We start from the raw sequence: 25,734 nt of genomic DNA, 5'->3' as shown, positions 1-25,734 counted from the left end.
GACGGCCCGGCACAGCGGCCCGACGACGGCGCAGTGAACCTACTCACAGGATGTTCCCCGCGCCTGGCGTGTAGGTCGCCGCGATGATGGTGTTGGTGATGACGGTGTCGGCCTGCACGACGCCCGAGAAGCGCGACATGCCCGCGTCCACGGTCACCATGCCCGCCGAGACCGCGACTTGGCTGGCGTTTACCGTCACCTTGGCCGACGCGGTGACGGTGATGCCAGACGTCTCCAGCTTGATGCTGTTGCCGTTGCTGTCTTCCAGCGTGACGGTGCCCGGGCCGTCCTTCAGCGTCATCGAACAGCCGCCCGGCGTTTCGAGCTTGATGCTCTCCTGGCCCTGGCTGTCGTCGATGGTGATGACGACACCGTTGCGGCTCTTGATGACCTTGTGGTTGTTCTGCGCGCTGGCGCTCTCGGGCGGCTTGTCCTGGCCGTTCCACAGGCCGCCGACGATGAAGGGCCAGCGCGGGTCGCCGCCCTGGAAGACGACGAGTACCTCGTCGTCTACCTCGGGCATGAACCAGCTGCCGCGGTCGTTGCCCGCGAACAGCGTGGCCATGCGCGCCCAGGCTTCGTAGCGCTGGCCATCGGCGTCCGGCGCCCAGGGCAAGGCGATCTTCACGCGACCCTGGTTGTCGGGGTCCATGAGGTCGACGACCTGGGCGACATGGGCACCGTACCAGCGGCCGCCCCAGCCTTGCGGGTGGCGGTCGGCGTAGAGCGCTTCTGCCGGGCTGAGATCGAAAAGGCTCATGGCGCCCTTCCAATCCAAGGACGCTCGGCGACGAACTCCGCGCGCAGGCCCTCGGCCATGTCGAAGCGGTGCGTCACCTCCGCCAGCGAATACTTGCCACTGAACAGCGGCCCCAGCCCCGTCAGCGCGACGCTGGCGCCGCAGCGCAGCCGTGCGTCCGGCTGGGCCGTACCGTGGCCGACGACGAAGCGGCGGTTGATCTGACGCAGCCAGGCTTCGGCGAGCTGGCGGGCTTCGTCGGCCGAGCCGGGGTGCAAGTGGGCGACGGTGTCCGGCCGCGCGCCGATCTTCTGCTGCAGCAGCGCCGCGCCGGCTTCGCCGTCGCCCGTCTCGCTGCCGAGCAGGCTGTCGGCATGGGCCGTCTCCTTGACGGCCTGCTTGTCCGCCACGCTCCAGCCGGCCACGCTCAACTCGGTGCGCTGCAGCGCGAGGTCGGCGCGCACGTCGAAGCCCATCAGCTTGCCGCCGTAGTCCAGCGACAGCGCGGTGCCGCCGCGGCGCTTGCGGGCAGCGAGGTGCAGCGTCGTGCCGTCCAGCCAGACCTCGGCCTCGCAGCGCCTCGCCTGTTCGCGCAGGAAGGCCAGGTCGCTCTGGTTGACCTGGGCCAGCAGCGGAAGCGTGGGCGAATCCCCGTCGACCTGTGCCGTCAGGCCGTGGTCGCTGGCGATGCGCTGGGCGGCGTCGGCGAGCGAGGCCTGGTCGAAGCTGCGCGTGCGGCGCTTCATGCGCAGGTCCTGCAGCCGATCTTCCACCTGCACGACCAGTTCCGCCTCGCCGGCACCGGCCTTGGGAAAACGCGCCTGCAAAGCCATCACGCGGCCGGCGAACAGCAGGTCGTCGCCCAGCTTCACTTCGAGCCTCTTGCCGAACTCCAGCCGGTCGCGGCCGAACAAGGTGTAGCCGGGCGCGCCGTCGCGCGTGCCCCAGTTGCCGAAGGCCAGCTGCGCCTGCGCCAGCCCGTCGATGCGCTCGCGGATCTCCAGCGCCATCAGCGCGGCGGCCAGGTCGGAGGCGATGCGGCCTTCGATCTCAATGGTGGGCCGGCCGCTGCCGAGAGGGATGGAGACTTCGGGCATGGTCAGTGGCTGAAGGTGCGCAGCTGCAGTTCGCCGGCCGCGGTAGCCATGCGGCGAGCGCGAGCGAGTTGCTCCAGATCGGGCTCGGGAGCGGGTGTTGCGGCCGAGGCGGACGGAGCGCCCGGCGCAGCGGGCGGCGCTGGCGCCGGACTGACCTCGAACTCGTGGATCTCGACGGGCATGGCGTATCCCGGTTCAGCCGCTGACGATGCGCGGCTTGGTGGCGGACAGGTCGATGAGCTGACCCGCCGGCATGGCCCGCGGGTTCTCGATGCCGTTGGCAAGCGCCACGGCCTGCCAGCCACCGCCCTGGAACGCGGCGCCGGTGCTCAGGCCCAGACTCACGCCGCCGCCGCCACCGGCCGACGCCCCCAGCGAGGTGCCGGCCGAAAGCCCTGCAGAGAATCCCCCGCCCGCACCACCGCCCGGCGAGGCCGCCGGGCTGCCGCCGCCGGGCGTGGCGCCCGACGCCTTGGCCGCGTCCTGCAGGGCCTGCAGCGACTGCCCGCCGGCCGCCGGCCACAGCGGCCGCGAGCCGGGCAGGGCACCATCGCCGCTAAAGGCCGGCACGAGGATTTCCTGCTGGATCATGTTCAGCGTCAGGCTGGCGCGCAGGGCCTCGCCCTTGGGCGAGAAGAACTCGACGTTCTCCTCGACGCTCTCGACGATGCCGTCGAACAGGAAGTTGCCCCAGGAGAAGCGCAGCCCTGGCGGCGTGCGCTGCGAGGTGTCGCGCGCACCGGCCGCGGCGGGCTTAGGGCGGATGAAGTACAGCACCTGGGCCGTGATGCGGCGCACGTCGTCGACGATGAAGGGCGCGCTCGTCGCCGCGGCCACGTCGAACCACAGCTGCACGGCGAGCTTGGTGGTGCCGGTGCCGACGAACTGGCGCGCAGCGCTGCCCTGGCTCTGGTTGCCGCCGCTGCCCGAAGCATTGGGTTGCTCCTTGATCTGGTTGGCATAGGACAGCTTCAGCGACTCGGGGTTGAACTGCACCGTCAGCGACTTACCGCCCGGCATCACGTCGCTCAGGTCGTCCTTCAGCTCGATGAGCCTGGCGTGCTGGATTTCAAGTTCAGGCATCTGACTTGTCCTCCCACTTGAAGGCTTCGTAGGCGATCTGGACTTCCTCCACGGCCAGGTTGCCGTCGCGTGCATTCAGCACCGGGCCTTTCAGCTTGACGGGCAGGCAGCGGGACAGCACGAAGCGCCCCCACTCGCTCTTGTCGTGGCGCAGCACGCTGATCGTGATGCCGGCGCGCAGGGCGGGGTTGGCGAGGGAGCGGTCGAACCACTTCCACAGGTCGGTGCCACGCGTGACGCCGCGCTTGAGCGTCAACTGGCCAAAGCTGACCGGGCCGGCCAGCCGGTGCACGCGGTTGGGGTTGCCGCCCTCGCGCAGCGTCTTGACCTCCTGGCTGACCTCCAGTCCGTCGCAGTCCGAGAAGGCGGCGCCGGCCAGCGGCTTGCTGTCGCCGTCGGGCAGGATCTCGACGACGAAGTTCAGCGTCGAGAACGGCTGCCATTGCTCGCGTTGTGCGTCGGCAGCCATCACCGTTCCTCGATCAGGAGTTGCTCGCCACTGCGCCGCAGGTGCAGCGTCAGGAAGCGCAGCGGCCGGCTCGGCGCCACCTGGATCAGCAGGCTGCATTCGCCGCGCTCGATCTCGCGCGTGGCGTCGGCGCCCGAGGCCGTCTTCAGCAGGTAGGACGACTTGGCATCCACGCCGCGGAAGGCGCCACGCTGCATCAGGCGGTGCAGCAGCGCATCGAAGCTCCGCTCCAGCCCGCGGCGCAGCGTCAGGTCGTTGGGCTCGAAGACGAAGCGCTGGCCCTCGCGACGGCACAGCCGGCGCAGCAGGATGAAGAGGCGGCGCACGCCGATGGCGTTCCAGTCGGGGTCGGTCGACAGCGTCTGGCTGCGCACGGCCGCAATGCCATCGGCACGCAGGGCCAGCGGGTTGAACCCCAGCGCTTCGAGGGCGTCGGCGCCCTGCACTTCCCCGGCCAGCGCGAGCGCCTCGGGCAAGGGGTCGGCGCCCGGCGCACCCCAGGCGCCGTGCAGCCGGCTGCGACGGGCGAGCAGCCCCATCAGGGCGCCGCCGGGCGGGTGGGCACGCAGGCGGTCGTCGGCATCGCGCTGCAGCAGCCAGGGATGGTGGATGGCGGCAAAGCTGGCCGCGCTCGCGGCCTCGGCGGTGTCGACGAGCTGCCCCTCGGCCCGCAGCGCGGCAACGTGGCCCGCCAGGGTCGGCGCCTTCCAGTCCTGCGGCAGGGCCAGCAGCGCGAAATGCTCGCGCGAGGCGGTACACAGGGCCAGCAGCGCGCGGTTGACCAGGGTGACGGCTCCGGCGTCCGTGGCCGGGTTCGCCCGCCAGCCCGTCGCACGCACGTCGAGCTCGCTGGCTTCGCTCCACGCACCGGTCAGGCCGGCGCGCCGCGCGCGGGTGCGCAGCCACCAGGCGCCGGCGGCGAGCTGCAAGGTCAGGTCGGCGTCGGGACCGGGTGCGCCGTCGGCCACGACGCGTGCGTCGGAGAAATCCGGCTGGCCGGCCAGCTGCACCTCCAGGCGCTGCGGCCCGCCGTGGTCGCGCGCGTCCACGCGCAGGCTCAACGTGAAGGCGCGGCTGGCCGGAAGCACGGCCGGCAATACGGGCACGGCAGCAACGAAAGCGAGGTGCGGCGGCGGCGGCGGCACGGGCGGCGGTGGCGCGCAGTCGTGGAAGGTCGTGGGCGGGCAGGTGCAGACGGGGTCGGGCGTCGTCGTGACGATCACGTCGCGGCGCGGCAACGGCGTAGTCCTGAACCAGCCGGGGTGGACGGCGTCCGGCACCAGCACCCAGCTGGCTTCGTCGGCGCAGGCGTCGTCGCGGCCCAGCGCGCCGTGCAGGCCTTGCAGGCGCCTGGGCCGGCCGCCCAGGAACCGCACCTCGTCGGCCCAGTTCATCAGCAGGCGGCCGCGCAGGCCGGGGTGCCAGGCCGGGTCGAGGAAAAGGCCGGCATGGAAGTCGGCCAGGCCATTGCGCGCCAGCGCATCGCCCTCGGCGGGCCGGGCTGCCGACCACGCAGAGAAGTCGGACGCCAGCCCGATCGGCAACAGCATCCAGTCGTCGGCAGGCAGGGGCGTGCCGCAGAGCGGCCAGCCGTCCTGCGCCACGCCGAGGTCATAGGCCGTGTCGGCATCCGGCGCGAACCAGGGCAGAACGGTCGCACCGGGCGCCAGCCCGCAACCATCCAGGTGCTGAACGCCAGCCTCGGGCGAGCGCAATGCAAGGTCGACCTGCACACGCTCGATCAGCCAGTCGGCCGGGTCGACAGACGTGGCGCTGCCGTCCGAACGGCGCCAGTCCAGCGGCCGGGCGTCAGCGGCGCCGAACACATAGTCGCGCTCGACGCGCACCCAGGCGGGACCGGTCGGCACGGGCGGCGCCGGCCGGCGCGCGCGCAGCAGTTCACCGCGCGCAAGACGGGCGCCCGGCTGCAGCGACTCGCTGCGCACCCGCGCCGCCAGCTCCAGCCGGTCGGCCCAGGCGCCGGGGCTGCAGGCCCTCAGCTCGACGTCGGCGCCGTCCACGCGCCAGCCACTGTCGCTGCGCGTGGCCAGCTTCAGGCCAGGCACCGCGAACCGCGCCGACGCGGCGCCCTCGCCCGCCACGCGGATGACGTGGCAGCGCCGCCCGCCGCCGGCGAAGAAGGCCTCCACCGCCGCCGGCAGATGAGCGGCGAGGCGCTCCGAGGGGTCGTCCCCGGCCTGGACGAGATCCAGCGTGCCGCCGAACACCGCGCCATAGGCCGCCGCACTGTCCAGCGCCACGGGCCGGTGCAGCGGCCCGCGAGCGGCGAAGCCGACGAAGACCGGCACGTCCATGACGGGCATGCCGTCGCCGCTTGGCGTCGGGTCGTCAACGATGCGGACCCCGACGGGCATGGATCACTCCATCTCCAGGCGTTCATAGGACAGCGTCAGTTCCTCCATCGCCACGTCAGTGCCCTTGGCGTTGAAGGGGCCGGAGACGTGCTTCATGATCCGCGCATTGATGAGGCGCCAGGTCTGCACGGTCTGGCTGCGGTCCTCGTTCTTCAGCTCGACGGTGACGGTGCGCAGGCCGTTGGTGGAGCCGTTGCGCACGTCGTCCAGCCATTTGTAGAGGTCCAGCGAGCCGATGACGCCGCGCTTCATCGTCACGTCGGTGGCCTTGTTCAGGCCGGCCGTCTTGATGACGTTGTTGAAGGCGTAGTTGCCCGGGCGGTACTCGGTGATGGTGACTTCCATGCCGATGCCGCTGACTTCCTGGAAGCCGGCCTGGGGCGTGTTGGTCACCCCGTCGCCGAGGTTAACGTGGAAGTTGAACTGGACGTAGGGGCGATCACGAACGACGGCCATGTCTGTCTCCTAATCAGGACTTCTGATCCGCGGTCCATTGACCGATGCGGAAGATGACGAATTCAGCAGGCCTGAGCGGCGCCACGCCGATCAGGCAGACCAGCCGCCCGTTGTCGAGGTCGTTCTGCGTCATCGTGGAGCGGTCGCAGCGCACGAAGAAGGCCTTGTCGGGCTTGTCGCCCAGCAGCGCACCGTTGGCCCATTCGTTCATCAGGAAGTCGCGGATGGTGGCGCGCACGTTGGCCCACAGCGCCTCGCCGTTGGGCTCGAAGACGGCCCACTGCGTGCCCTTGTCGATGGAGCGCTCGAGATACGCAAAGTAGCGCCGCAGGTTGACGTACTTCCACTCGGGGTCGGAGCTGATGGTGCGCGCGCCCCAGAGCCGGTTGCCGCGGCCCTCGAAGAAGCGGAAGCAGTTGATGCCCTCGGGGTTGAGCACCTCCTGCTGGGCCGTGTTGATCAGCGTCTCGAAGCCGATGGCGCCACGGACAACTTCGTTCGCCGGCGCCTTGTAGACGGCGCGCTCGGTGTCGTTGCGGGCGTAGATGCCGGCGACGAAGCCCGAGGGCGGCAGGTTGAGCGGCTGGCGGGTGACGCCGTCGAAGACCGTCACCCAGGGGTAGTAGAGGGCTGCGTACTTGCTGTCCAGCTTGGCCTTGAGCTTGCGGACGTCGGCGATCTTCATGCCCTCGTGCGAGTCGAGCACGGCGATGCGGTAGCGCATCTTCTCGGCGTGGGCGATGAGCAGGTTGGTGATGGCGGCCACGTCGTCGGCGCGGCTCGCGGCCTTCCAGGTGGAGCCGGGTGCGGCGACGATAGAGATGTCCTCGATGGCCTCGAACTGCTTGAGGCCGGTGGCGTAGTCCTGCGTCGGGTCGGCACGGCCCTCGTACTCGGCTCGGCCGGGCAGCAGGCCGTCGTTGCCGCCGGCCAGCCAGGCGGTGGCCTGCAGGCCGCGCTCGAATTTCTTGCGCAGCGACACGAGTTCGTTCTGGCCGGCGTCGTCCCACTCGATCTGCGTGATCTTCAGGTCCAGGCCGGTGCTCAGCGCATCCAGCGCCTTGAGCAGGTCGCTGCCGTTGTCGATGCGATTGGAGCTGGCGTCGCTGCCGTTGAGCAGCACCACCGGCAGGCCGGCGCTGCTCGGGCCGGCGAGGCTGAAGAGGTCGAAGACGCCGTCGGGCACACCGGCCGTCTTGTGCGTGGGCTCAAGCGGCAGGCCGCCCCAGGCGCCCAGCGAGCGGCCATCGGCCGTCAGCACTTCCAGGCTCAGCGACACCGGACGGATGGCGTCGCCGCTGCCGGGGGTGAGCGTCAGCGCGAAGTCGGCCAGCGCGAAGCTCGTGGCGCCGCCCGGTGCGCCGGCCGGGGCCACGCCGGCCGAGAAGCTCCAGACGCCGGCCACGCTCTTGCGCGCCACGTACAGCGGCAGCTCGGCGATACCGCGCGCGGTGGTGGGCGGGTTGGCACCGGTGGCCGGGCTTGACAGGGCTGCGCCGGCCGTCGAGATCCAGACCACGTCGCCGTCGGCGAGGTTGGCCAGCGTCGCGACGAGACCGCCACCGCCGCCGGGGTCCGGCAGCGCGCCCAGCACATTGGGCCCGAGCTTGACGCCGAAGCGCAGCTGCAGGTTGCCCATGGCGCCGGGGTAGCGCGCGACGATGCGGAACTGGTCGGGCGCGCTGCCGACGAGCAGGCGGCCGTGGCCATCGGCGTAAGGCGCGGCGCCGAAGCCATCGCTCAGCACCGTGGGGTAGTTGCCGCTGCGCGGGCGGAAGACGCGGCTGGCGTACAGGCGCTTGCCGCCCTCCTCGAAGAAGCTGCGCACGGCCTGCCAGAGGTAGTTGGCGCCGATGGTGCTGCCATCGGCACCGAACCCCATCAGGCTGCCGTCGCCGTAGCTGCGCTCGAACTCAGTGAGGCTGGTGAGGATGTCCGGCGCCTCGGTGACGGGGCCGTAGCGGCAGGGACCGATGAAGCCGGTAGTCGTCGTGCTGACGCCTTCGATGGACTTCGATCGGAAGGACACCTCCTCGACGAACACTCCGGGCGCAAGATATTCGGGCATGACGGTCTCCTTCGTGGAACTCAAATGGGCGCCAGGCGCAGTTCGCGGTGCGCGGGCGGCAGGCCGAGGGTGGCGAGGATCAGCGGCTCGCCGGTGGTGAAGGCAGGGGGCAGATAGGCCGCGCTGCCGCCGGCATCGGCCAGGGCGCGCACCTGAGGCTGGCTTGCAAAGGCCAGCACGTCGGGCGCGCCCAGCCCCAGGGACGCGGGGCCCAGCGCCGGATCGGCAAAGACGAGCAGCGCGGCCGCCGGGCCGGGCGGCGAACCGGCACGCTGGGGCCGCGGCCGCGGCAGGTGCAGGCTCAGGCGACCTTCGGCGTCGCTGGCGCCCTCGTGCAGCCGCCCGTCGCCGTCGGCAAGACGCACATGCGCCCAGGCGGCGGGCGTGGCGTCGGCCTGCCACAGCAGCAGGCCATAGACGCTGGCCGAGCCGGGCGGTGCGCGGCGTGCCGGCGCCGACAGCAGGCTGACGCGCAGCAGCCGCGAACCGCCGAGCACGGTGCCCGCCACGATCTGCCCCACGGGCGTGGCCGGCAGCGGCCAGGGCAGACTCAGCGGCAGGAAGCGGGCCTGTTCGTCGCGCACGACGACGTCGGCGAACACGGGCGCCGCCGCGTCGGGGTTGCGCCAGCGCTCGGGCAGCTCGGGCCAGTGATGCACACCGGAGGGCGTGACGACGGCGCGGCCGAGCAGCTTGCCGCCACGCCTGAGCACCAGGCTGCAGCGCAGGCCGTCCTGCACGGGCGCGCCGGTGGCGGCGTCGACGAAGGCGAGCGCGTCGCCGGCCGGCAGCAGCAGTTCGTCCAGCGGCGGCCTGAGTTGGGTGGCGACCATCAGGCCAGCCCTCCAGGCGTGCCGACGCCGAAACGGCGCTCGACGACCCGGGCGCCGCTCGGCTCGGGCTGATCGATGTCCAGCAGCACCATCCGCGCGACATAGGTCATGCCAGCCTGGAAGCCGCTCTTCACGCGGTCCCACAGCGCGAGATAGTCCGCCGCGTTCAGCGGGTCGGCGATGAGCTCGACGGTCTCCTCGGGCTGAAAGACCGTCGGGCTGCCCTTGGTGTATCGGTTGATGACCTCGCCGCTGAGCGCCGGCAGCTGGTGCAGGAAGGCCAGCGCCCAGCCCAGCATCTGCGTCTGCTTGTCGGCCGTGGCGGCGATGGGCAGCATCAGAAAGTAGAGGTCAACCGGCAGCGAGGGCTTGAAGACGCGGCCGTCGCGCGTGCGCCGCGGCGGCAGGTTGCGCGGCGAGCCGCCGATGCCGACGCGCCAGAGGACAAGATAGAAACCCTCGGCCGGCGCGGCCTGTCCTTCGGTGAGGCTGCCCAGCGACGCGAGCTCGAACTTGGCCGACGCGCCGAGCTGCAGGTCGGCCACGGGGCAGGCCTCGCGCATAAGTTCGAGCACGCTCTCGCCCACCGCGCGGATGGCCGCGTACTGCGCCATCAGCGCCCCCGCCTCGGAGCTTGCTTCAACCTGGTCTCCTGCCCCGGTTCACCCAGGGCGAGGCCATCCTAGGAAGGGGTGCAAGCCGCGGTCATCCTGCTTGTTAGGGACAGCTCCCGGGCCATCCTCAATCGGGAGAAGCTGATGCAGGCGACAGGTCCGTTCTCTTGCTTTTTGATCTCGCTCAACCTCAGGGGCGCACGCCCGGAGGCTGTATCACGAGGCCGGCGGAGCGGCGCGCGAGATAGGTTTGCAGCGCCAGCAGTTCGGCGCTGTCCCAGTCCCACACGGTGGCACGCACGCCGTTCAGGCAGCCGCGCAGGCGGCGCTGCAGGCTGCCGACGGACTGCCACTCCAGGCGGTAGACCGGGTAGTCGTCGACATGGGCCTGCGGTATCAGGCTGCCGCCCAGGCGCAGGCCGGCACGCTCGTCGTGGCACTGGGCACAGGAGAGGTTGAGGGCGCCGATACGGGTCGTGTAGAGGCGCCGGCCACGGCTCGCCGCGGCGTCCAGCTCGGCCCCGCCGGGTGGCGCCAGCGGCAGGCCGCGCGACTGCCGGGCGACGAGGGCCGAGAGTGCCAGCAGCGGCTCGGCCTCGGGTGCCCAGGCCGGCTGCTGCTGATGGCGCACGCGGCAGCGCTGGATGCGGCCAGGCAGGTCGATCAGGCCATGATCCCAGGCCGGATAGCGGGTGGCGGCCCCGCGCAGCTTCTCGGGCTCGCCATGGCAGCTTGCGCAGGACCTGGGGCCGGCATCCCACAGCTCCCTGCCCAGCGCCAGCGCAAGCTGGGCCGGGTGCTGGGCGTCGTCGGCCTGCAGCGTGCGCAGGGCCGGGCTCATGGTGTCGCGGCCGGAGCGGCGCTCGTCGGCCTGCGCGGCCAGCGCGACGAAGAGCAGCAGCCAAGCTCTCATGCGATGGCCAGCGGCCGCGTCTCGTGGTGCTCGAAGCCGTTGTCGCCGCGCCAGCTGAAGCTCAGCTCGCCGGGCCTGTCGACGCCCAGCCAGAACGCCAGAAAGGGGTTGGCCGAGACGGCGGCGTAGAGATCGGCGGCAAAGACGATCTCGCCGTCGAGTCGGCATTCGAAGCGGCGCACGAGGTCGCGCGGCAGGCGGGCGCCTTCGTCGCTGCTGCGGTAGCCCGTCTCCATCGCGTGGGCCACCGTCGCCCTCACCTCGAAAGCTTCACCGGCCTTGATGGCGGCAGGCAAGGTGATGACGGCCCGGGTCGCCATCAGGGCTCCACGCAGGCGGCCAGCGTCACGATGACATCGACGCCGGCCTGCCAGCAGCGACCATCCGCTGCCCTGGCCACGGCGACGATGCGCTGGCTGCGCGCCAGGCGCATGCGAGTGCTGAACTCCGGCCTGGCGCTGGCGGCGCCGAAGGCGGCATGCACGACCTCGGGCTCGGGGTTCAGCGGCGTGAACAGGGCCAGGCCCACGACCGGCTCGCTCGCGGCGACGCGAACCGGTACTGCGTTGCCGTTCTCCACCAGTTCGGCAATCTCGATCTTCAGCAAGCCAGGCTCGGGGTCGCGCCCCGCCCAGGCGCGGATGGCGGCACGCATGGCCTCCTCGCTCGCAACGGCCCGGGGCAGCCGTGCGAACACGGCGGCAGCGACGACGAACTCGCGGCGCCTCATTTCGCCAGCGTGCCGAGATAGGCCACGATATCGTCGAGCTGCTGCTCGGTCAGCGCCGCCCTGCCCGCCCAGGCCGGCGCCACGTCGCGCAGGCCCTCGGTCGAGCGGAACGGCGGCATGACGGTGGCGGGGTTGAAGCGGCGCATGTCGGCGATGCGCTCGCGCAGGCCCTGCGGGTTCAGCCGTGTCGCCACCGCCTCCAGCGGCGGCGCGAGATTGCCCTGGTTGGCATCGCCCGCGGCGGTCAGCGCATGGCAGAGCAGGCACAGGCTTTGCGCGCGGTCGGCCACGAGGGCTCGGCCGCGCTCCACCTCGCCGGCGTGCGCGCTGGCCACGCACAGCAGAGCCAGCAGTGCACGCATCAGGCGAGCGAGTGCTTCCTGAGCGGCAGGTCGCGCACGCGCTTGCCCGTGGCCGCGAAGATCGCGTTCAGCACGGCAGGTGCAGCGACGGCAATCGTGGGCTCGCCCACACCGCCCCAGAAGCCGCCCGAGGGCATGCAGATCGTCTCGACGGCCGGCATGTCGGCCATCTTCAGCACCGGGTAGCTGTCGAAGTTCTTCTGCTCGACGCGGCCGTCCTTGATCGTAATCTCGCCAAACAGCGCCGCCGACAGGCCGTAGACGAAGCTGCCCTCCACCTGAGCGGCGATCTGCTGCGGATTGACGGCGTGGCCCGGGTCGGTGGCGGCGACGATGCGGTGGATCTTGAGTTCACCCTTCTTGCTGACCGACACCTCGGCGCAGGCCGCCACGTAGCTGCCGAAGCCCATGATCTGGGCCAGCCCGAGGTACCTCCCCTTCGCGCGCGGCTTGCCCCAGCCCGCCTTCGCGGCCACGGCGTTGAGCACGGCCAGGTGCCTGGGTGCGCCGGCCAGCAGCTCGCGACGCAGCTCCAGCGGGTCGCGCTTGGCGGCATGGGCCACCTCGTCGACGAAGCACTCCAGGTAGATGGCGTTCTGGTTCAGGTTCACGCCGCGCCAGAAACCCGGCGGCACCGGCGGGTTGCGCATCGCGTGGTCGATCAGCAGATTCGGCACCGCGTAGCCCAGGGCGCCTTCCGCGCCGCCGGCGTTCAGGCCCTGGAAGACGACCGGGTCCTTTCCGTCCTTGATGTTCTGCGGAAAGAGGCCCGCGATGATGCTCTGGCCCGAGATGCGCATGTGCAGGGCCGTGAGCTTGCCGGCGGCATCCAGGCCCGCCGTCAGCTTGCACTGGGTGACGGGGTGGTAGCGGCCGTGGGTCATGTCCTCCTCGCGGCTCCAGATCAGCTTGACCGGTGTGCCCGGCAGCTCCTTGGCGATGGCCACGGCCTGGCGCACCCAGTCGTGCACGGCGCCGCGCCGGCCGAAGCCGCCGCCCAGGTGCAGCTTGTAGACCTCGCACTGCGCCGGCGGCAGGCCCGAGGCCTCGGCGGCGGCGGCCAGCGCCGCCTCGCCGTTCTGCGTCGGCGTCCAGACCTCGCAGCGCTCGGGACTCCACTTGGCGGTCGCGTTCATCACCTCCATCGTGGCGTGGTTCTGGTGCGGTGCGCTGTAGATGGCCTCGACCTTCCTGGCCGCACCGGCCAGCGCTGCGGCGACGTCGCCCTGCGTGCTGCCGACGGCGGCATCCGGCGCATCCAGCCCGGCCTTCAGCGTGGCGGCCACGTCGGCGCTGCCGAGCCTGGCGTTGGGGCCCTCGTCCCAGACGATGGGCAGGGCTTCAAGCGCGGTCCTGGCCCGCCACCAGGTGTCGGCCACGACGGCGACCGCCGTGTCGCCGACCTTGACCACCTTCTTCACGCCGGGCCGGCCCTCGATGGCCGCCGCGTCGAAGCTCTTCAGCCTGCCGCCGAAGACCGGGCAGTCCTTGATGGCCGCGTTCAGCATGCCGGGCAGCTGCAGGTCCATGCCATAGACCTGGGAGCCGTCGAGCTTGGGCCGGGTATCCAGCCGCTTCATCGGCCGGCCGGCCAGCTTCCAGTCCTTGGCGAGCTTGAGCTGGATGTCGGCGGGTGCCGCCAGCTTGGCGGCCTCGGCGGCGAGCGAGCCATAGCTCAGGCGCTTGCCGCCATGCGTGACCCAGCCGGAGGCCGTCGCGCATTCCACGACCGACACATTCCACTGGTTGGCGGCCGCCTGGATCAGCAGCGCCCGCGCGAGCGCACCCCCCTTGCGCACGTACTCGTGCGACTCGCGGATGCCGCGGCTGCCGCCCGTGCTCATGCTGCCCCAGGCGCGGTTGCGCGCGAGGTTCTGGCCGGGCGTCGGGTACTCGGTCTTCACCTTGGCCCAGTCGCAGTCCAGCTCCTCGGCAACAAGCTGGGCCAGGCCGGTCAGCGTGCCCTGCCCCATCTCCGAGCGCGCGATGCGGATGACGGTGGTCTCGTCCGGCAGCACGTGCACCCAGGCGTTCAGCTCTGACGTGCCTGCCGACTGAGCGAGGCCGGGGACATGGAAGCCCACCATCAAGCCGCCCGCGGCGGCACTCGTGGCATGCAGGAAGGACCGGCGAGAGAGAGCGGCGCTCATGCCTGGCTCCCTTCGATGACGATGGGGATCTGCCGGCGCTGCACCTGGCCGGCGGCGAGATGGATGGCGGCACGCACACGGTTGTAGGTGCCACAGCGGCAGATGTTGGTCATGGCCGCGTCGATGTCGGCATCGGTCGGCTTCGGCTTGGCCTTCAGCAGCGCCGCGGCGGCCATCAGCATGCCACTCTGGCAGAAGCCGCATTGCGGCACATCCAGCGCGTCCCAGGCCTTCTGCAACGGGTGGCTGGCGTTGGGCGCCAGACCCTCGATGGTGGTGATCTTCTGCGCCGGCGTCAGCGCCGAGGCCGGCATCACGCAGCTGCGCACCGCCGCGCCGTCGATGTGCACGGTGCAGGCGCCACACTGGGCGACACCGCAACCGTATTTGGTGCCCGTGAGGCTGAGCTGCTCGCGCAGCACCCAGAGCAGCGGGGTGTCGGCTTCCGCCTCGAACTGCATCCGCTTGCCGTTGACCGTCAATTCCGCCATGCCTGCCGCTCCCGCTCCGCCACCTTTGGCGGGCGCGGGCAGCCTAGCAGCATCGGCGCCCTCCTGTCTTGTCCTCCTAAGATGGCCGCGATGGCCCGCCTCCTGATCCCGCTGCCCGCCCAGGACTACGACCCCAGCGAGGCCGCCATCCCCTGGCGGCTGCTCACCGGGCGCGGCCACGCCATCTGCTTTGCCACGCCCGACGGCCAGCCGGCCCAGGCCGACCCGCGCATGCTGGACGGCCGCGGGCTGGGGATCTGGGCGCCCCTGCTGCGCGCCGACGCCAACGCGCGCACGGCCCACGCGGCGATGGTGCAGAGCGAGGCCTTCCAAAGGCCCATCGCCTATGCCGACATCGACGATGACACCGTCGACGCCCTGCTACTGCCCGGCGGCCATGCACCGGGCATGCGGGTCTACCTCGAATCGCCCAGCCTGCAGGCCCTGGTCGCCGCCCAGTTCGCTGCCGACAAGCCGGTGGCCGCGATCTGCCATGGCGTGCTGCTGGCGGCCCGCAGCAGGCGGGCGGACGGCCGATCCGTGCTGCATGGCCGGCGCACGACCGGCCTGACGAAGCAGCAGTAATTGACCGCGTGGCTGATGACGGCCGCCTGGCTGGGCCGCTACTACCGCACCTACCCAACGCCGCTGCAGACGGAGGTGCAGTCGCTGCTGGTCAGCCCGGGCGACTTCGACGCCGGCCCGCCGCCACTGCTGCGCGACTCGCCGGAGCGCCCGGGTCGCGGCTTCACGCTGCGCGACGGAAACTACCTCAGCGCCCGCTGGCCGGGCGACGCCCATGCCTTTGTGCAGGCGTTGGCGCAAATGCTGGACGGCGTCTCACGCTGACAGGCGGGTGGCGACTTCATCCGCCGAACACGCGCCAGCCCCTTGCCTCCATGCAACGCTTGCGCGCATTGACGGCCTCGGCGGTCGTCTGGATGCGCTGGTTCTCGGCCAGGCTTAGGCACATCGGCCCATCGACGCAATTGCGGCTCGCCACCTGGCTGCCGAGCTGATTGAGCCGCCCGACGCGCTCGGCATCCCTGTCGCACGCGACGCCGTCGGCCTCGAGATCAGCGCCGGGGTTCTGCGGGTTCACCCAACGAGGCGAGGCACATGCACTCAGCGCAATGCAGACGAACAGCAGAACTCTCATGGGCGGGCGAACGGGTCGTGGGCGGCAGCGCATGCTAGCGCCGCATCGGCGCGGCCTTACCGATGCCGCCGGATGCGTCCAGGGCCGAGGCTCAAAAAGAAACCCCGGCCATCGGCCGGGGTTGAAACCGTCATCCGCTGTCACGGCGACGCCTGCTCAGGGAGGAAAGCAGGGGGCTCGAAACCCACCACCAATTTATCGCCGTGCATGGCGCCGGCGTGTAGGACGGCATGCCGAGTTTGCTCCGATGAACAAAGGCTTCTCCGGCATACGAAGCCTTACAACTTGGCGCAAGGCGCAGTGCCCCGGCGTGCGAAATCGCATGGACCTCATGTGTCCGGTGTATCGGTCTGTGAGACTCGATCAAAGCCCGCTCATGCATCCCTAGACTGCGGCCCGCGCAATCGGCGCTGGCAAGGATGCAGTCCATGGTCCCCAACTTTCAAGCGCGGCGCAGCCCGCCCGACAACGCCTTCGGCGGCATGCCCCTGGCGCTGGACAGCGGCTTTGGCGGGCTCGAAGGCGATGCCCTCGATCTGGTCGAGCGGCGCTACGGCGCCCGCGGGCTGACCGTTTCGCGCGAGCGCTTCAGCAGCCGCAACCAGGACGGCGACATCGTCTGCACGGCGCGCGACGGCGACGAGATCGTCGGCACGCTGTCCGTGCGCTTCGACGGTGCCGGCGGCCTGCACGCCGACCTGCTGTTCAAGGCCGAGCTCGACGAATGGCGGGCCGACGGCGCGAGGCTCTGCGAGTTCGGCGGCCTGGCCGTGGACCGGCATTCCCACGACCCCAAGCGCGTTCTGGCCCAGATCTTTCACCTCGGCTATCTGCACGCCCACCGCCGGGCGCGCTGCGAGCGGCTGGTCATCGAGGTCAATCCGCGCCACGTGCCGTTCTACCGGCGCTGCCTGGGCCTGGTGCCGCTGACCGTGGCCCGCCACAACCCGCGCGTGCAGGCGCCGGCGGTGCTGATGAGCATCGAGTTCGCCGACGTGCGCGAGCAGATCGCGCTGTGGGGCGGCCGCCCCGACAGCGTCGCCTCGGCGCGCAGCCTCTACCCGCTGGCCTGGGACGAGGCGACCGAGGCCACCATGCTCGCCCGCCTGCCCTGACGCGGGCGGCAGGGCAGGCGCTCGGCTCAGAAGGGGAAGGCCGGCGGCGGCCGCGTGCCGATGCGGGTCAGGTCGGACGCACGCTGCGCCGCGGCGCCGACGTCGAACGCCGCTGCCAGGCGTGCGCCGAACAAGGGGTCGGTCGCGATGGCCATCAGCACCCGCCCCTCGCCATCGCAGGCGTTGATCTGGCCGGGGATGGACTCGTACACCCAGTGGCTGATGCGCGGCGCCGACGCCCAAGGGCGGCGTTCGGCGTCAAACATGGAACTGGCGAACATCGAAGCTCGTCTCTTCCCATTCGGACCAGCTGACCTCGCTGGCCTCCACGCCAGCCAGGAACTCGTCTTCGAGCTGTTCTTCGAGGGTGTTGGCGTGCAGCGTCGTCACGCGGCGCAGGGCCTCGCGCAGCTGCTGGACGGAGGCCTGTGCCAGTGAGGCGAGGGGAACGCGCATGGCGAGTGTCGCGGGGGCGAGCTTCACAGCACCGTCCTGCGCACGTCGATCTCGGTGCCTTCCCAGGCTTCCTCGTCAGCCGGCACGGTGATGCAGTGCCTCGCGGCCTCGACCTCCCAGGCGCGCAGCTGGCCAAGGGTGATGCGCAGGATATCGGCGCTTGCCCAACGGATGTCGTCGGGTGCCGGCGGGCTGGACTGGATTTGCATGATGGCTCCTGTGTCGATGAAGCCAGTCTCGGCGCCGGGGCCCGATCGGGATATCGCCCTTTGGGGGTGTCGAAGGGGGAGAAGTCCGACGGCATCCCCCTCGCATCCCCCCAAAGGGGGATGGTGTTTTCGGTGCTCGCCAAGAAAAAAGGCGCCGGGTTCTCGGTGAACCCAGGCGCCTGATGGCGGCAAGACGGAGCGATCCGCCGAGTTGGCCTGCCCGGAGGGACTCGAACCCCCGACCTGCTGCTTAGAAGGCAGCTGCTCTATCCAGTTGAGCTACGGGCAGACAGAACGGCCGATTATCAGATCAGCACGTTGATGATCGCGTTGCCGATGCCCATCAGCGCGGCACCGGAGATCAGGCCGGCGCAGATCGGCTCCATGCCTTCGACCCAGACACGGTGGCCGGGCGTGCCAGCCGTCTTGTGCTTCTTGCTCATGATGAAGAACACCAGCGCGCCCAGGAACATGGCCAACACGGACTCCGGCGGCAGCACGACGCCCAGGCCGGTGGCCACGGCGGAGATGGGGAACCGGCCCTTGGTCTTGATGCGGGCGATTTCCATCGCCACGGCGGCCACGGCGGCGAAGGCCATGGAGATCAGTGCCGAGGTCGGCAGGCCCTTCAGGCCCTTGGCGATGATGTCGGCCACGCCCTTCCACTGCAGGGCCGCCGGCATGGCGAACTGGTCGGACACCAGCGTCGCGACGCTGCGCACGCCGCTCGAATCGGGCGTCAGGAACAGCAGGAAGAACAGCGGCACGCAGAACAGCACGCCAGCCAGGTTGCCGATGACGTGGCCGACGGCCTGGTGGCGCGGCTTGCCGCCCAGCATGTAGCCGGGCTTGATGTCCGACAGCAGGTTAGCGGCGTTGGAGGCGATCTCGCTGGTCATGCCGGCCGGCAGCAGGTTGGAGCCGGGATTGCTGCGGTCGATGGCGCCCATCGTGAACTGCGTGATCTTGGCCAGCGAGCCCGTGGGCGTCCAGGACGTCAGCGCCATGGAGTTGGTGCAGATGACGGTCAGCACGAAGATCAGCGGCAGCGACACAAGAGCCAGCCAGAACGGCACGCCGAAGAAGGCGTGGGTCACGTAGCTGCCCAGCACGCTGAACACTGGCACGCCGATGTAGCTGATCCACAGCGGCACCTCGATGTCCTTCAGCAGATCGCCGTTGCTGCCGGCGGCGGCCTTGGCCTTGCGCTTGAAGGCGCTCTTGAAGATCTCGGGCTTGGCGAGCAGGCCCACCAGCGCGCCGACAACCATCATCGTCACGCCCCACCACAGCGACCACTGGTTGACGATCTCCGCGCGGTTCAGCGGGATCAGCACACCGTTGGCGCCCAGGCGCGGCGCGATGTCGCCGGCCTGGATCATCATCGGCGCCAGGATGACGAAGTTGATGAAGGCTCCAAGGAAGCAGCTCGTCGCCACGGCGATGCCCATCAGGCCGCCAACGCCCAGCATGGCGGCGTCCAGCGTCAGGCGCAGGCCGAGCTGGCGGATGTCGGTGCCCATGATGGTGGGGATGAGCGAAGTCGTCTTGCCGGCCCAGGCGTAGTAATACTGGTCCAGGCGCTCGTGCAGATACCAGGGCTCCTTCATGCCAGCCCATTTGTCCATCATCAGGATCTTGAACTGCACCAGCTTCATCCAGCCGTCGCTGATGATGGCCTGGTAGAGCGCCGTGAAGCCGCCCACCACGCCCAGCAGCTTGGCCTTGAAGATGCCTTCGTCACCGGCGCCGTGGTAGAGCGAGTCCAGCACCACGCCGCAGGCGCGGCCCTCCGGGAAGGGGGCCTGGTCTTCGTTGATGAAGCGGCGCTTGAGCGGGAAGGCCAGCAGCACGCCGATCATGGACACGACGAAGATCCACACCATCAGCTGCCACCAGGTCGGGATGACGCCGGTGACCAGCATATAGGCCGCCAGGCTGGAGAAAAGCGGCGTGATGACGTAGCCCGCCGCGGTGGCGATGGACTGGGTGCAGTTGTTCTCGAGGATGGTGTAGTCCTGCGCGAAGCCGCTGGCGTGCAGCGCGCGGAACAAGGCGAAGGCCAGGATCACCGAGGTGAGGCCGACGCCAATGGCGATGCCGGTCTTGGCGCCGATGTACAGGCCCGTGGCCGACAGGATGCCGCCCAGCAGGAAGCCGGTGAAGCCCGAGCGCAGCGTGAGCTGGGCCATGTCGCCGCGGAAGACGTTCTTGAACCACCACTCGTCCTTTTGGGCGCGGGTCCAGGTGGCGATCTGCTCGTCGGTCAGGTGTTGGAGTGCCATGGAATCTCGGGCGGCGCTTGTGGCCCCGCCTGGGTTGAAGCAAAGCTGCGGATTGTCCCGGCCGACCGCTCGGTCGGACTTTGGGGGATGCCCTGGGATCGAAGCCTCCGGATGCGGGGGCCTCAAAAAAACAAACCCGCCGTGGCACGGGCCAGCGGCGGGTCGGTCGGAAAAGTTTGGTCGGGGCGGCGGGATTCGAACTCGCGACCCTCTGCTCCCAAAGCAGATGCGCTACCAGGCTGCGCTACGCCCCGAACAAGCCCGACATTCTATGCGACGTGGACCACCCTGCCCTCACCGCTGATCAAAGCGGCCTTCACCGGCTCGCCCGGCTGCAGCACCTGCACCGCCGCCACGTAGCCGCGCAACTGGGCGTGGTAGGCCTCCACCGACTCGGGCGTGAGGCCCAGCTTGTAGTCAAGCACCCACCAGGTCGCCGGCTCGTGGGCGGTGGCGCGGCGCTGCACCAGCCGGTCGATGCGGCCTTCGCCACCGTCCAGCGTCACCGCCACCTCGTTGCCGGCCCACAGCAGCTCTGCCGGGTCGAAGAAGGGCCGCGCCTCGGGGCTGGCCAGGATGGCGCGCACGCTGCGCTCCAATTGCTGGCGCCCGGCCGCGTCCAGCCCGAAGGCCTGGCCGCTGCCGGCCAGCAGCGCATCCAGCGGCTGGGCCTGGCCGGGCTGGCTGGCCCACTCCAGCACGCGGTGCAAGGCCTCGCCCACCTGCGCGGCGCGGGCGTTGTCGGCCGTGCGCGGCGGCAACGCCAGGCGCTGGCCCTGCCAGGCCGGCAGCGGCCACCAGCAGGGTGCCGCCGGCTCGGTCACCGCGCCGTCCTGCAAGGCCAGCGGCCAGGGCTGGCCCAGCGGCGCGAGCCGCGCCCACCAGCTCGCCTGCGGCCGCCTGGCCGGCGTGCGGCTCACGACGAGGGTGCGCCGGGCGCGCGTCAGTGCCACGTAGAGCGCGTTGAACTCCTCGCGTTCGCGGGCCGCCTGCTCCTGGGCGACGAGACCGGCCAGCGACGGTGGCGGCTTGGCCTCGGAGCCGAAGAAGGCCGCCTGGCGCGGCGCGGGCTGGTCCACCGGCCAGTCCAGCAGCAGGCCGTAGGTCTCGGCCTTGGGCGGCTGAGCGTCGGTGTCCAGCAGGATGACGACCTCGGCCTCAAGGCCCTTGGCGCCGTGGATGGTCAGCAGTTGCACGCCGGCTTCCCCCGCCGCCGCGGCCCAGGTGATGGGCCGGCTGCGCAACGCGCGCACGAAGCCGTAGAGCTGCGTGTAGCGGCCACCGTCCAGGTCCAGCGCGGCGCGCAACAGGGCCTGCACGCTTTGCACGCGGGCGGCGGCCTCGGTGGGCGGGCTGGCGGCCAGCAGACGCGGCAGCAACTCGCCCTCATGGACGATGCGATCCAGCAACTCGTGCGGCGTGCTGCGCGCGGCGGCCTCGCGCCAACTGGCCAGCAGGCCGCGGGCGCGGGCCAGCGCGGGGCTGGGCCGGGCCAATGCCTGCGCGGCCTCCCACCACGGCGTCGGCGTCTCGGCGGCCGGTGCGTCCAGATAGGCCACACGGCCGCTGGTCCGGGCGATGTGCAGCAGCTCGTCGTCGGCGATGCCGAACAGCGGGCTGGCCAACGCCTGGGCCAGCGAATGGTCGTGGCCGGGCGATGCCAGCACGTCCAGCAGCGCCAACAGGTCGCGCACGGCGGGCGCCTCGGCCAGCGGCGTCTCCTCGGGTGCGGCATGCGGGATGCCGGCGGCCGTCAGCGCCACGCTGAGCTGGCGCAACGGCTCGCGCTTGCGGGCCAGCACGAAGATGTGCTGCGGCCCCAGGTCGGGCCGCTCAGCCAGCAGGCCGGCGATGCAGGCGGCCACGCGCCGGGCCTCGGCAGCGCGACGCTCGAACTCGGGCTCGTGGCGAGGCTCGGTCAGGCTCGGGCGCCAGGCCAGCGGGTCCAGCTCGCGCTCGGTCTTCTCGCCGGGCGGGCCGTCCAGCAGCCACAGGCCGGCCAGCGCGTCGCTGCCCGGCCGGCCTTCGGTGGTGTGCGGGCGAAAGCCTTCCAGCACGCCGTCCAAGGCGCCGTTCACGGCGGCAAGCACCTCGGGCGCGTTGCGCCGCGTGTGGTCGCAGGCCAGGCTGACACCCGCCAGGCCGCCCAGCACGAACTCGCGCGCGGCTATGAAGACGCGCGGCTCGGCGCGGCGGAAGCGGTAGATGCTCTGCTTGGGGTCGCCGACGATGAAGACGCTGATCTGCGCGCCACCACCCGCGCCGGCATAGGCCTGCAGCCAGCCGTGCAGCGCCTGCCATTGCAGCGGGCTGGTGTCCTGGAACTCGTCGATGAGCAGGTGGCGCACCTGGGCGTCCAGCCGCTGCTGCACCCAGCCGGCCAGTTCGGGCTTGGCCAGCAGCGCCAGCGCGCCGCGCTCCAGGTCGTTCATGTCGACGAGGCCGCGGCCGCGCTTGAGCGCATCGAACTCGGCCACCAGCACGCGGGCCAGCCGCGTCATCTGCGCGTGCTGATGGGCGGCGGCCTGCTGGTCGAAATCGGCGCGCAGGCCTTCCAGCTCGGCGAGCGCGGCGCGCAGCGACGCCAGCGCTTCGCTGGCCTTGTCGAACTTGCGCGGCGTGCCGGAGGCCGTGAACAGGGCGGCCCAGACTTCGTCGAAGTTGCCGGCATCCACCAGCGCCGCCGCGGCCGTCTGCGCCTTGGCGCCCCCCCCCTGCCCCAGCTCGCTGGCCAGAGCCACCAACGCCGGCGCGAGCTGCTCGAAGCGCTCGGCCGGGTCCTGCGCCGGCGGCTGCAGGCTGGCCTCCAGCACGCCGCCCGCATCGGCCAGGCCCAGCTCCACGCGCTTGGCAAAGGCGGCCAGCAGCCATTCGCGCAGGTTGTGCCGGCCGCGCACCAGCGTCAGCGCCTGGAAGTCGGCCAGCAGCCCGGCGTCGCCCAGCACCCGGCCATGGAAGCGCCGCCACAGCGGCGGCATCAACTCGGTCTCGTCCTCGACGAGCTGCAGTTCGGGCGAGATGCCCAGCTCGGCTAGCAGGCTCATGGGCGCAGCACGCAGCAGCTGCGAGAACCAGCCGTGGAAGGTGCGCACCTCCACGCCCCGCCCGCCGCGCAGCAGCTCGGCCTGCAGCACGGCCAGGCGCGGGCGCAGGCGCTCGGCCTCGGCGAGATCCAGGCCGCGCTCCAGCAGCGCCTGGCGCTGGGCCGCTTCGTCCGCACGCGCAAAGCCGGCCAGCCATTCGGACAGCCGCTCGCGCATCTCGCCCGCGGCCTTGCGGGTGAAGGTGATGGCGACGATCTGCTGCGGCTCGGCGCCGGCCAGCAGCGCGCGCAGGATGCGCGACACCAGCATCCAGGTCTTGCCCGCGCCGGCGCAGGCTTCGACGATGCTGCTGCGCGCCGGGTCGCAGGCGATGGCGTAGAAGCGCTCGCGCGGGATCAGCTGCCCATCGGCGTAGTAGGCGAAATCCGTCGTCATGCCCAGTCGTCCTTGCGGCACAGGCCGCGCGCCTCGCAGAAGTCGCAGACCCGGCCCTCGCCCAGCGCCGGCAGCGCGGCGCCGCCCAGCACGGCGGCCAGGTCGGCCTGCAGACCTTCGCGCAGCGCAAGCGCGGTCTCGCCGACGGCCTCGTGCGGCACGAGCTTCAGCGCATCGGGCTCGTCCAGCGCCAGATAAGCCGCCTGCAGCGCGGGATCGCCCCCCATCAGCAGCGCGTAGACGGCCAGCTGGGTGTCCTCCAGCGGGGTCTTGAGCTTGTCCTTCAACTCCGCCGCGCGGCCGGTCTTGTAGTCCAGCAGCAGCGTGCCCGCGGGCGTGGTGTCGATGCGGTCGATGCGGCCCTGCAGCGTCAGCCCGGCCAGCGCGCCGGCGAAGGGCTGGCAGCGCTTGTCCACCTCACCGGCCTCGAAGCGCTGGCCCTGCGCCTCGGTCTCGGCCAGCCAGCTCACGTAGCGCGGCAGCAGGCGCTCGAAGGCGGCGCGGTAGGGCAGGAAGTCGGCCGCGTCCAGCCGCTCGCCCTCGGCATCGGCGGCGGCACGCAGGTCGGTCAGGTCGTTACCGCTGCGGTGCTCGTGGAAGCGCTTGAGCACGTCGTGCAGCCAGGTGCCGTAGTCGCGCTTGTCCAGCTCCACGTCCAGCTCGTCGGGCTCGCGCAGGCCCAGCAGGCTGCGGCTGAAGAACTGGTAGGGGCAGTTGCGCAGCGCCTCGATGCTGCTGGCGCTCAGGCTGGCCGGCACCCGAGCCGGGAGCGCCTCTCGCCGTAGCATGAGCGTGTGGGCCAGCGCCTGGGGCAAGCGCTGGTCCTGCCAGGGCGCCAGTGGCCGGCCCCAGGCCGCCTCCAGGCGCTCCAGCAACGGACTGGGCGGCAGCGGTTCGGCACCGGCATGGCTGCAGCGCAGCAGCGTCACGGCGGGCAGGCGCAGCAACTGCGCGAAGGCCCAGGCCTGGGCTTGGCGCTGCGCTGCCATGTGGGGCAGGCCCAGGGCCTGGGCATCGGCGTCCGACAGCACGCCGTTGCGCGGCGGTGCGGCGGCAAGCGTCGCGGCGTCCACGCCGGGCAGCACGGCAGCGCCGAAGGGCCGCAGCAGCGCGCGCGCCAGCGGCGTGATGACGACGGCCGCCTGAGCGTCTTCCTGGGGGCTGAACTGGGCGCCCTCCAGCGTGGCGTCCACCCAGGCCAGGAACTCGTCGGGCCGCAGCCTCGTTGCGCCGATGACCTGCTCGTGGGCGCTGCCTTCCCAGGGGTTGCGGCTGATCCACAAAGCATCCAGCAGCGGCTCGCCGCCCTCCACGCCGGCCAGCGGCCCCAGGCGGCGCAGTACGCGGCCCAGGTCGGCCAGCCAGCCGCCCAGCTTGCGGGCACCGCCACCGGCCAACGGCGCCGTCGCGTCGCGCGCCTCGCGCCACAGCGGCAGGCCCAGGGCATCCAGCGGGCCGGTCTGGCGCCAGCCCTTGCGGCGGCACAGGGCTTCCAGCTCGCGCAGCGCAGCGGCGTCCCAGCCGGCGCCGAGCGGCGACTTCAACCAGGCCAGCCAGTCGTCCAGCGACGGCTGGGCCAGCAGGGCACGCAGCAAGGCCATCAGCGCCGCAGCGGCAGGCGTGGTGGCCAGCGTCCAGCCGGTCTCGTCCTGCACCGGCACGCGCTGGCGCATCAGCAGCGTGCGCACGCGGCGCACGACGACGCGGTCCTGGGCCAGCAGCGCCACCGGCACGCGCCCGGCATTGAGGTGCTGCAGCACCGCCGTGGCGGCCTGCTCGGCCAGGGCCTCGAAGTCGGCGCCGGTGGCCAGGCCCAGATCCACGCCGGTGGGCACGGCGGCATCCAGATCCACATCGGCCTGCAGGCACAGCGCCGGCAGCCCCTGGGCCATCAGCGCCTGGCACAGCGGGTCGTGGCCGCCCACCTGCAACACCAGCCAGGCGCTGGGACGCTGGCCGAACAAGGCGTCGGTGGCCGGCCGGCGGTCGTCGGCCTCCACCCAGGCCACGGCCACCAGGCCCAGCGCACGTTCGAGGTCACCAGGACCGCCGGCCTGCAGTTGCAGCCGTGCGCGGGCGGCCTCGAAGAAGGCCGGCCGCGCCTGCGGCTGGCCCTGCGCCGCGCCGCGCGCCAGCGCATGGGCGGTCTCGACCAGCCGGGCCCGCGCCGCCACGTAGGCCTTCTCGTCGCGACCACGCAAGGCCTGGGCCCAGCTCTGGTCGGCCAGCAGCCCTTCGGCAGTGAAGGCGTCGATGGCGGCGTCTTGGCTGATCTGCCCCGGCGCGGCCAGTCGGCTGGGGCCCAGCGACGAGGCCAGGCTGTGGCTGGTGGTGATCAGCGGCGCCCAGCCGCCGCGCGCGGCAAAGGCGCGCCGCGCAGGAGCGATCTGCTGGGCGAAGGGCAGCAGCAGCACGGCGTCGCGCAGCGCCAGGCCCTGCCCGGCCGACCAATCCGCGCAACAGGCTGCGACGCGGCGCCAGAAGGTTTCGATGTCTTCCCCAGGGACCAGGCCCAGGCTGATGGCTTGCAATCCGGGCCTCCCGCCCTCACGTTTAACGCCGCTTTGGTCACCCCGGTGACCGTCCGGGCAAAAGTGGCTATGTCACAATGATTTTGCCTATTCGGACGGCGCCCCCGCGGTGACCGCCAC

Annotated in this window: 26 protein-coding genes and 2 tRNA genes; 3 read left to right on the top strand and 25 right to left on the bottom strand. The window is 71.3% G+C overall.

The window, feature by feature from the left end; all coding sequences use genetic code 11:
- Positions 1-43: 43 nt before the first annotated feature.
- The 16 genes from AC07VX_RS20870 to AC07VX_RS20795 form a co-directional block, all read right to left on the bottom strand.
- On the bottom strand, positions 44-760 hold the full coding sequence (locus AC07VX_RS20870) for a phage baseplate assembly protein V (protein ID WP_493166156.1): 717 nt from the start codon (positions 758-760) through the stop codon (positions 44-46).
- Positions 757-1,836, bottom strand: a complete 1,080-nt coding sequence (locus tag AC07VX_RS20865; RefSeq protein ID WP_493166157.1) for a phage late control D family protein — start codon at positions 1,834-1,836, stop codon at positions 757-759. The genes AC07VX_RS20870 and AC07VX_RS20865 overlap by 4 nt, the downstream gene beginning before the upstream one ends.
- A 2-nt stretch (positions 1,837-1,838) precedes the next feature.
- Positions 1,839-2,018: a hypothetical protein gene (locus AC07VX_RS20860; RefSeq protein ID WP_493166158.1), complete on the bottom strand. Its 180-nt coding sequence runs from the start codon at positions 2,016-2,018 to the stop codon at positions 1,839-1,841.
- A 13-nt stretch (positions 2,019-2,031) separates the two neighbouring features.
- Positions 2,032-2,919: a CIS tube protein gene (locus tag AC07VX_RS20855; protein ID WP_493166159.1), complete on the bottom strand. Its 888-nt coding sequence runs from the start codon at positions 2,917-2,919 to the stop codon at positions 2,032-2,034.
- The gene (locus tag AC07VX_RS20850; protein WP_493166160.1) at positions 2,912-3,388 is read right to left on the bottom strand and encodes a phage tail protein; all 477 of its coding nucleotides are present in this window, start codon (positions 3,386-3,388) and stop codon (positions 2,912-2,914) included. The genes AC07VX_RS20855 and AC07VX_RS20850 overlap by 8 nt, the downstream gene beginning before the upstream one ends.
- Positions 3,388-5,763: a hypothetical protein gene (locus AC07VX_RS20845; RefSeq protein WP_493166161.1), complete on the bottom strand. Its 2,376-nt coding sequence runs from the start codon at positions 5,761-5,763 to the stop codon at positions 3,388-3,390. The genes AC07VX_RS20850 and AC07VX_RS20845 overlap by 1 nt, the downstream gene beginning before the upstream one ends.
- A gap of 3 nt (positions 5,764-5,766) precedes the next feature.
- Positions 5,767-6,219, bottom strand: coding sequence for a phage tail protein (locus AC07VX_RS20840; RefSeq protein WP_233390321.1), 453 nt, complete (start codon positions 6,217-6,219; stop codon positions 5,767-5,769).
- A 13-nt stretch (positions 6,220-6,232) separates the two neighbouring features.
- Positions 6,233-8,287 carry a phage tail sheath family protein gene (locus tag AC07VX_RS20835; RefSeq protein ID WP_493166162.1) on the bottom strand — a complete coding sequence of 685 codons (2,055 nt, stop codon included), beginning with the start codon at positions 8,285-8,287 and terminating at the stop codon, positions 6,233-6,235.
- Between the two features lie 20 nt (positions 8,288-8,307).
- Complete coding sequence (locus tag AC07VX_RS20830; RefSeq protein WP_493166163.1) at positions 8,308-9,120, bottom strand: hypothetical protein; 813 nt, start codon at positions 9,118-9,120, stop codon at positions 8,308-8,310.
- Positions 9,120-9,734 carry a Pvc16 family protein gene (locus AC07VX_RS20825; RefSeq protein WP_493166164.1) on the bottom strand — a complete coding sequence of 205 codons (615 nt, stop codon included), beginning with the start codon at positions 9,732-9,734 and terminating at the stop codon, positions 9,120-9,122. Before AC07VX_RS20825 ends, AC07VX_RS20830 begins: the two co-directional genes overlap by 1 nt.
- A 190-nt stretch (positions 9,735-9,924) precedes the next feature.
- A complete protein-coding gene (gene soxA / locus AC07VX_RS20820) occupies positions 9,925-10,647 on the bottom strand; it encodes a sulfur oxidation c-type cytochrome SoxA (protein ID WP_493166165.1) in 723 nt (240 codons plus the stop codon).
- On the bottom strand, positions 10,644-10,967 hold the full coding sequence (locus tag AC07VX_RS20815) for a thiosulfate oxidation carrier complex protein SoxZ (RefSeq protein WP_493166166.1): 324 nt from the start codon (positions 10,965-10,967) through the stop codon (positions 10,644-10,646). Before AC07VX_RS20815 ends, soxA begins: the two co-directional genes overlap by 4 nt.
- Positions 10,967-11,377, bottom strand: a complete 411-nt coding sequence (locus AC07VX_RS20810) for a thiosulfate oxidation carrier protein SoxY (RefSeq protein ID WP_493166167.1) — start codon at positions 11,375-11,377, stop codon at positions 10,967-10,969. The genes AC07VX_RS20815 and AC07VX_RS20810 overlap by 1 nt, the downstream gene beginning before the upstream one ends.
- Positions 11,374-11,739, bottom strand: coding sequence for a sulfur oxidation c-type cytochrome SoxX (soxX, locus tag AC07VX_RS20805; RefSeq protein ID WP_493166168.1), 366 nt, complete (start codon positions 11,737-11,739; stop codon positions 11,374-11,376). Before soxX ends, AC07VX_RS20810 begins: the two co-directional genes overlap by 4 nt.
- Positions 11,739-13,889, bottom strand: a complete 2,151-nt coding sequence (locus AC07VX_RS20800; protein WP_493166169.1) for a xanthine dehydrogenase family protein molybdopterin-binding subunit — start codon at positions 13,887-13,889, stop codon at positions 11,739-11,741. The genes soxX and AC07VX_RS20800 overlap by 1 nt, the downstream gene beginning before the upstream one ends.
- Positions 13,886-14,380, bottom strand: a complete 495-nt coding sequence (locus AC07VX_RS20795; protein WP_493166170.1) for a (2Fe-2S)-binding protein — start codon at positions 14,378-14,380, stop codon at positions 13,886-13,888. Before AC07VX_RS20795 ends, AC07VX_RS20800 begins: the two co-directional genes overlap by 4 nt.
- Before the next feature lie 90 nt (positions 14,381-14,470).
- Between AC07VX_RS20795 and AC07VX_RS20790 the strand changes: the two genes are divergently transcribed.
- On the top strand, positions 14,471-14,965 hold the full coding sequence (locus AC07VX_RS20790; RefSeq protein ID WP_493166171.1) for a type 1 glutamine amidotransferase domain-containing protein: 495 nt from the start codon (positions 14,471-14,473) through the stop codon (positions 14,963-14,965).
- Complete coding sequence (locus AC07VX_RS20785; RefSeq protein ID WP_493166172.1) at positions 14,966-15,229, top strand: hypothetical protein; 264 nt, start codon at positions 14,966-14,968, stop codon at positions 15,227-15,229.
- A gap of 16 nt (positions 15,230-15,245) precedes the next feature.
- On the opposite strand, the gene AC07VX_RS20780 is transcribed toward AC07VX_RS20785, so the two are convergent.
- Entirely contained in the window at positions 15,246-15,539 is a 294-nt protein-coding gene (locus tag AC07VX_RS20780; RefSeq protein WP_493166173.1) for a hypothetical protein, read from the bottom strand.
- 428 nt (positions 15,540-15,967) lie between these two features.
- On the opposite strand from AC07VX_RS20780, the gene AC07VX_RS20775 reads away from it, so the two are divergent.
- Positions 15,968-16,654, top strand: coding sequence for an N-acyl amino acid synthase FeeM domain-containing protein (locus AC07VX_RS20775; protein WP_493166174.1), 687 nt, complete (start codon positions 15,968-15,970; stop codon positions 16,652-16,654).
- 26 nt (positions 16,655-16,680) lie between these two features.
- Here the strand turns inward: AC07VX_RS20775 and AC07VX_RS20770 are convergent, their stop codons facing one another.
- The 8 genes from AC07VX_RS20770 to AC07VX_RS20735 form a co-directional block, all read right to left on the bottom strand.
- Positions 16,681-16,935, bottom strand: a complete 255-nt coding sequence (locus tag AC07VX_RS20770) for a hypothetical protein (protein WP_493183945.1) — start codon at positions 16,933-16,935, stop codon at positions 16,681-16,683.
- A complete protein-coding gene (locus AC07VX_RS20765) occupies positions 16,913-17,110 on the bottom strand; it encodes a hypothetical protein (protein WP_493166176.1) in 198 nt (65 codons plus the stop codon). Before AC07VX_RS20765 ends, AC07VX_RS20770 begins: the two co-directional genes overlap by 23 nt.
- 23 nt (positions 17,111-17,133) lie before the next feature.
- Positions 17,134-17,319, bottom strand: coding sequence for a hypothetical protein (locus AC07VX_RS20760; protein ID WP_493166177.1), 186 nt, complete (start codon positions 17,317-17,319; stop codon positions 17,134-17,136).
- A gap of 212 nt (positions 17,320-17,531) precedes the next feature.
- Positions 17,532-17,608 (bottom strand) — tRNA-Arg (locus AC07VX_RS20755).
- A 16-nt stretch (positions 17,609-17,624) separates the two neighbouring features.
- On the bottom strand, positions 17,625-19,604 hold the full coding sequence (locus tag AC07VX_RS20750; RefSeq protein WP_493166178.1) for an OPT family oligopeptide transporter: 1,980 nt from the start codon (positions 19,602-19,604) through the stop codon (positions 17,625-17,627).
- Between the two features lie 177 nt (positions 19,605-19,781).
- Positions 19,782-19,858, bottom strand: a tRNA-Pro gene (locus AC07VX_RS20745).
- Positions 19,859-19,873: 15 nt separating this feature from the next.
- Positions 19,874-23,083 (bottom strand): UvrD-helicase domain-containing protein, encoded by a 3,210-nt coding sequence (locus AC07VX_RS20740; RefSeq protein WP_493166179.1) that lies wholly within the window; start codon positions 23,081-23,083, stop codon positions 19,874-19,876.
- Positions 23,080-25,614, bottom strand: coding sequence for a PD-(D/E)XK nuclease family protein (locus AC07VX_RS20735; RefSeq protein WP_493166180.1), 2,535 nt, complete (start codon positions 25,612-25,614; stop codon positions 23,080-23,082). The genes AC07VX_RS20740 and AC07VX_RS20735 overlap by 4 nt, the downstream gene beginning before the upstream one ends.
- Between the last annotated feature and the right edge of the window lie 120 nt (positions 25,615-25,734).

Source organism: Roseateles sp. GW821-FHT03B02, assembly GCF_059421025.1.
This window is presented reverse-complemented; position numbering and strand designations above follow the sequence as displayed.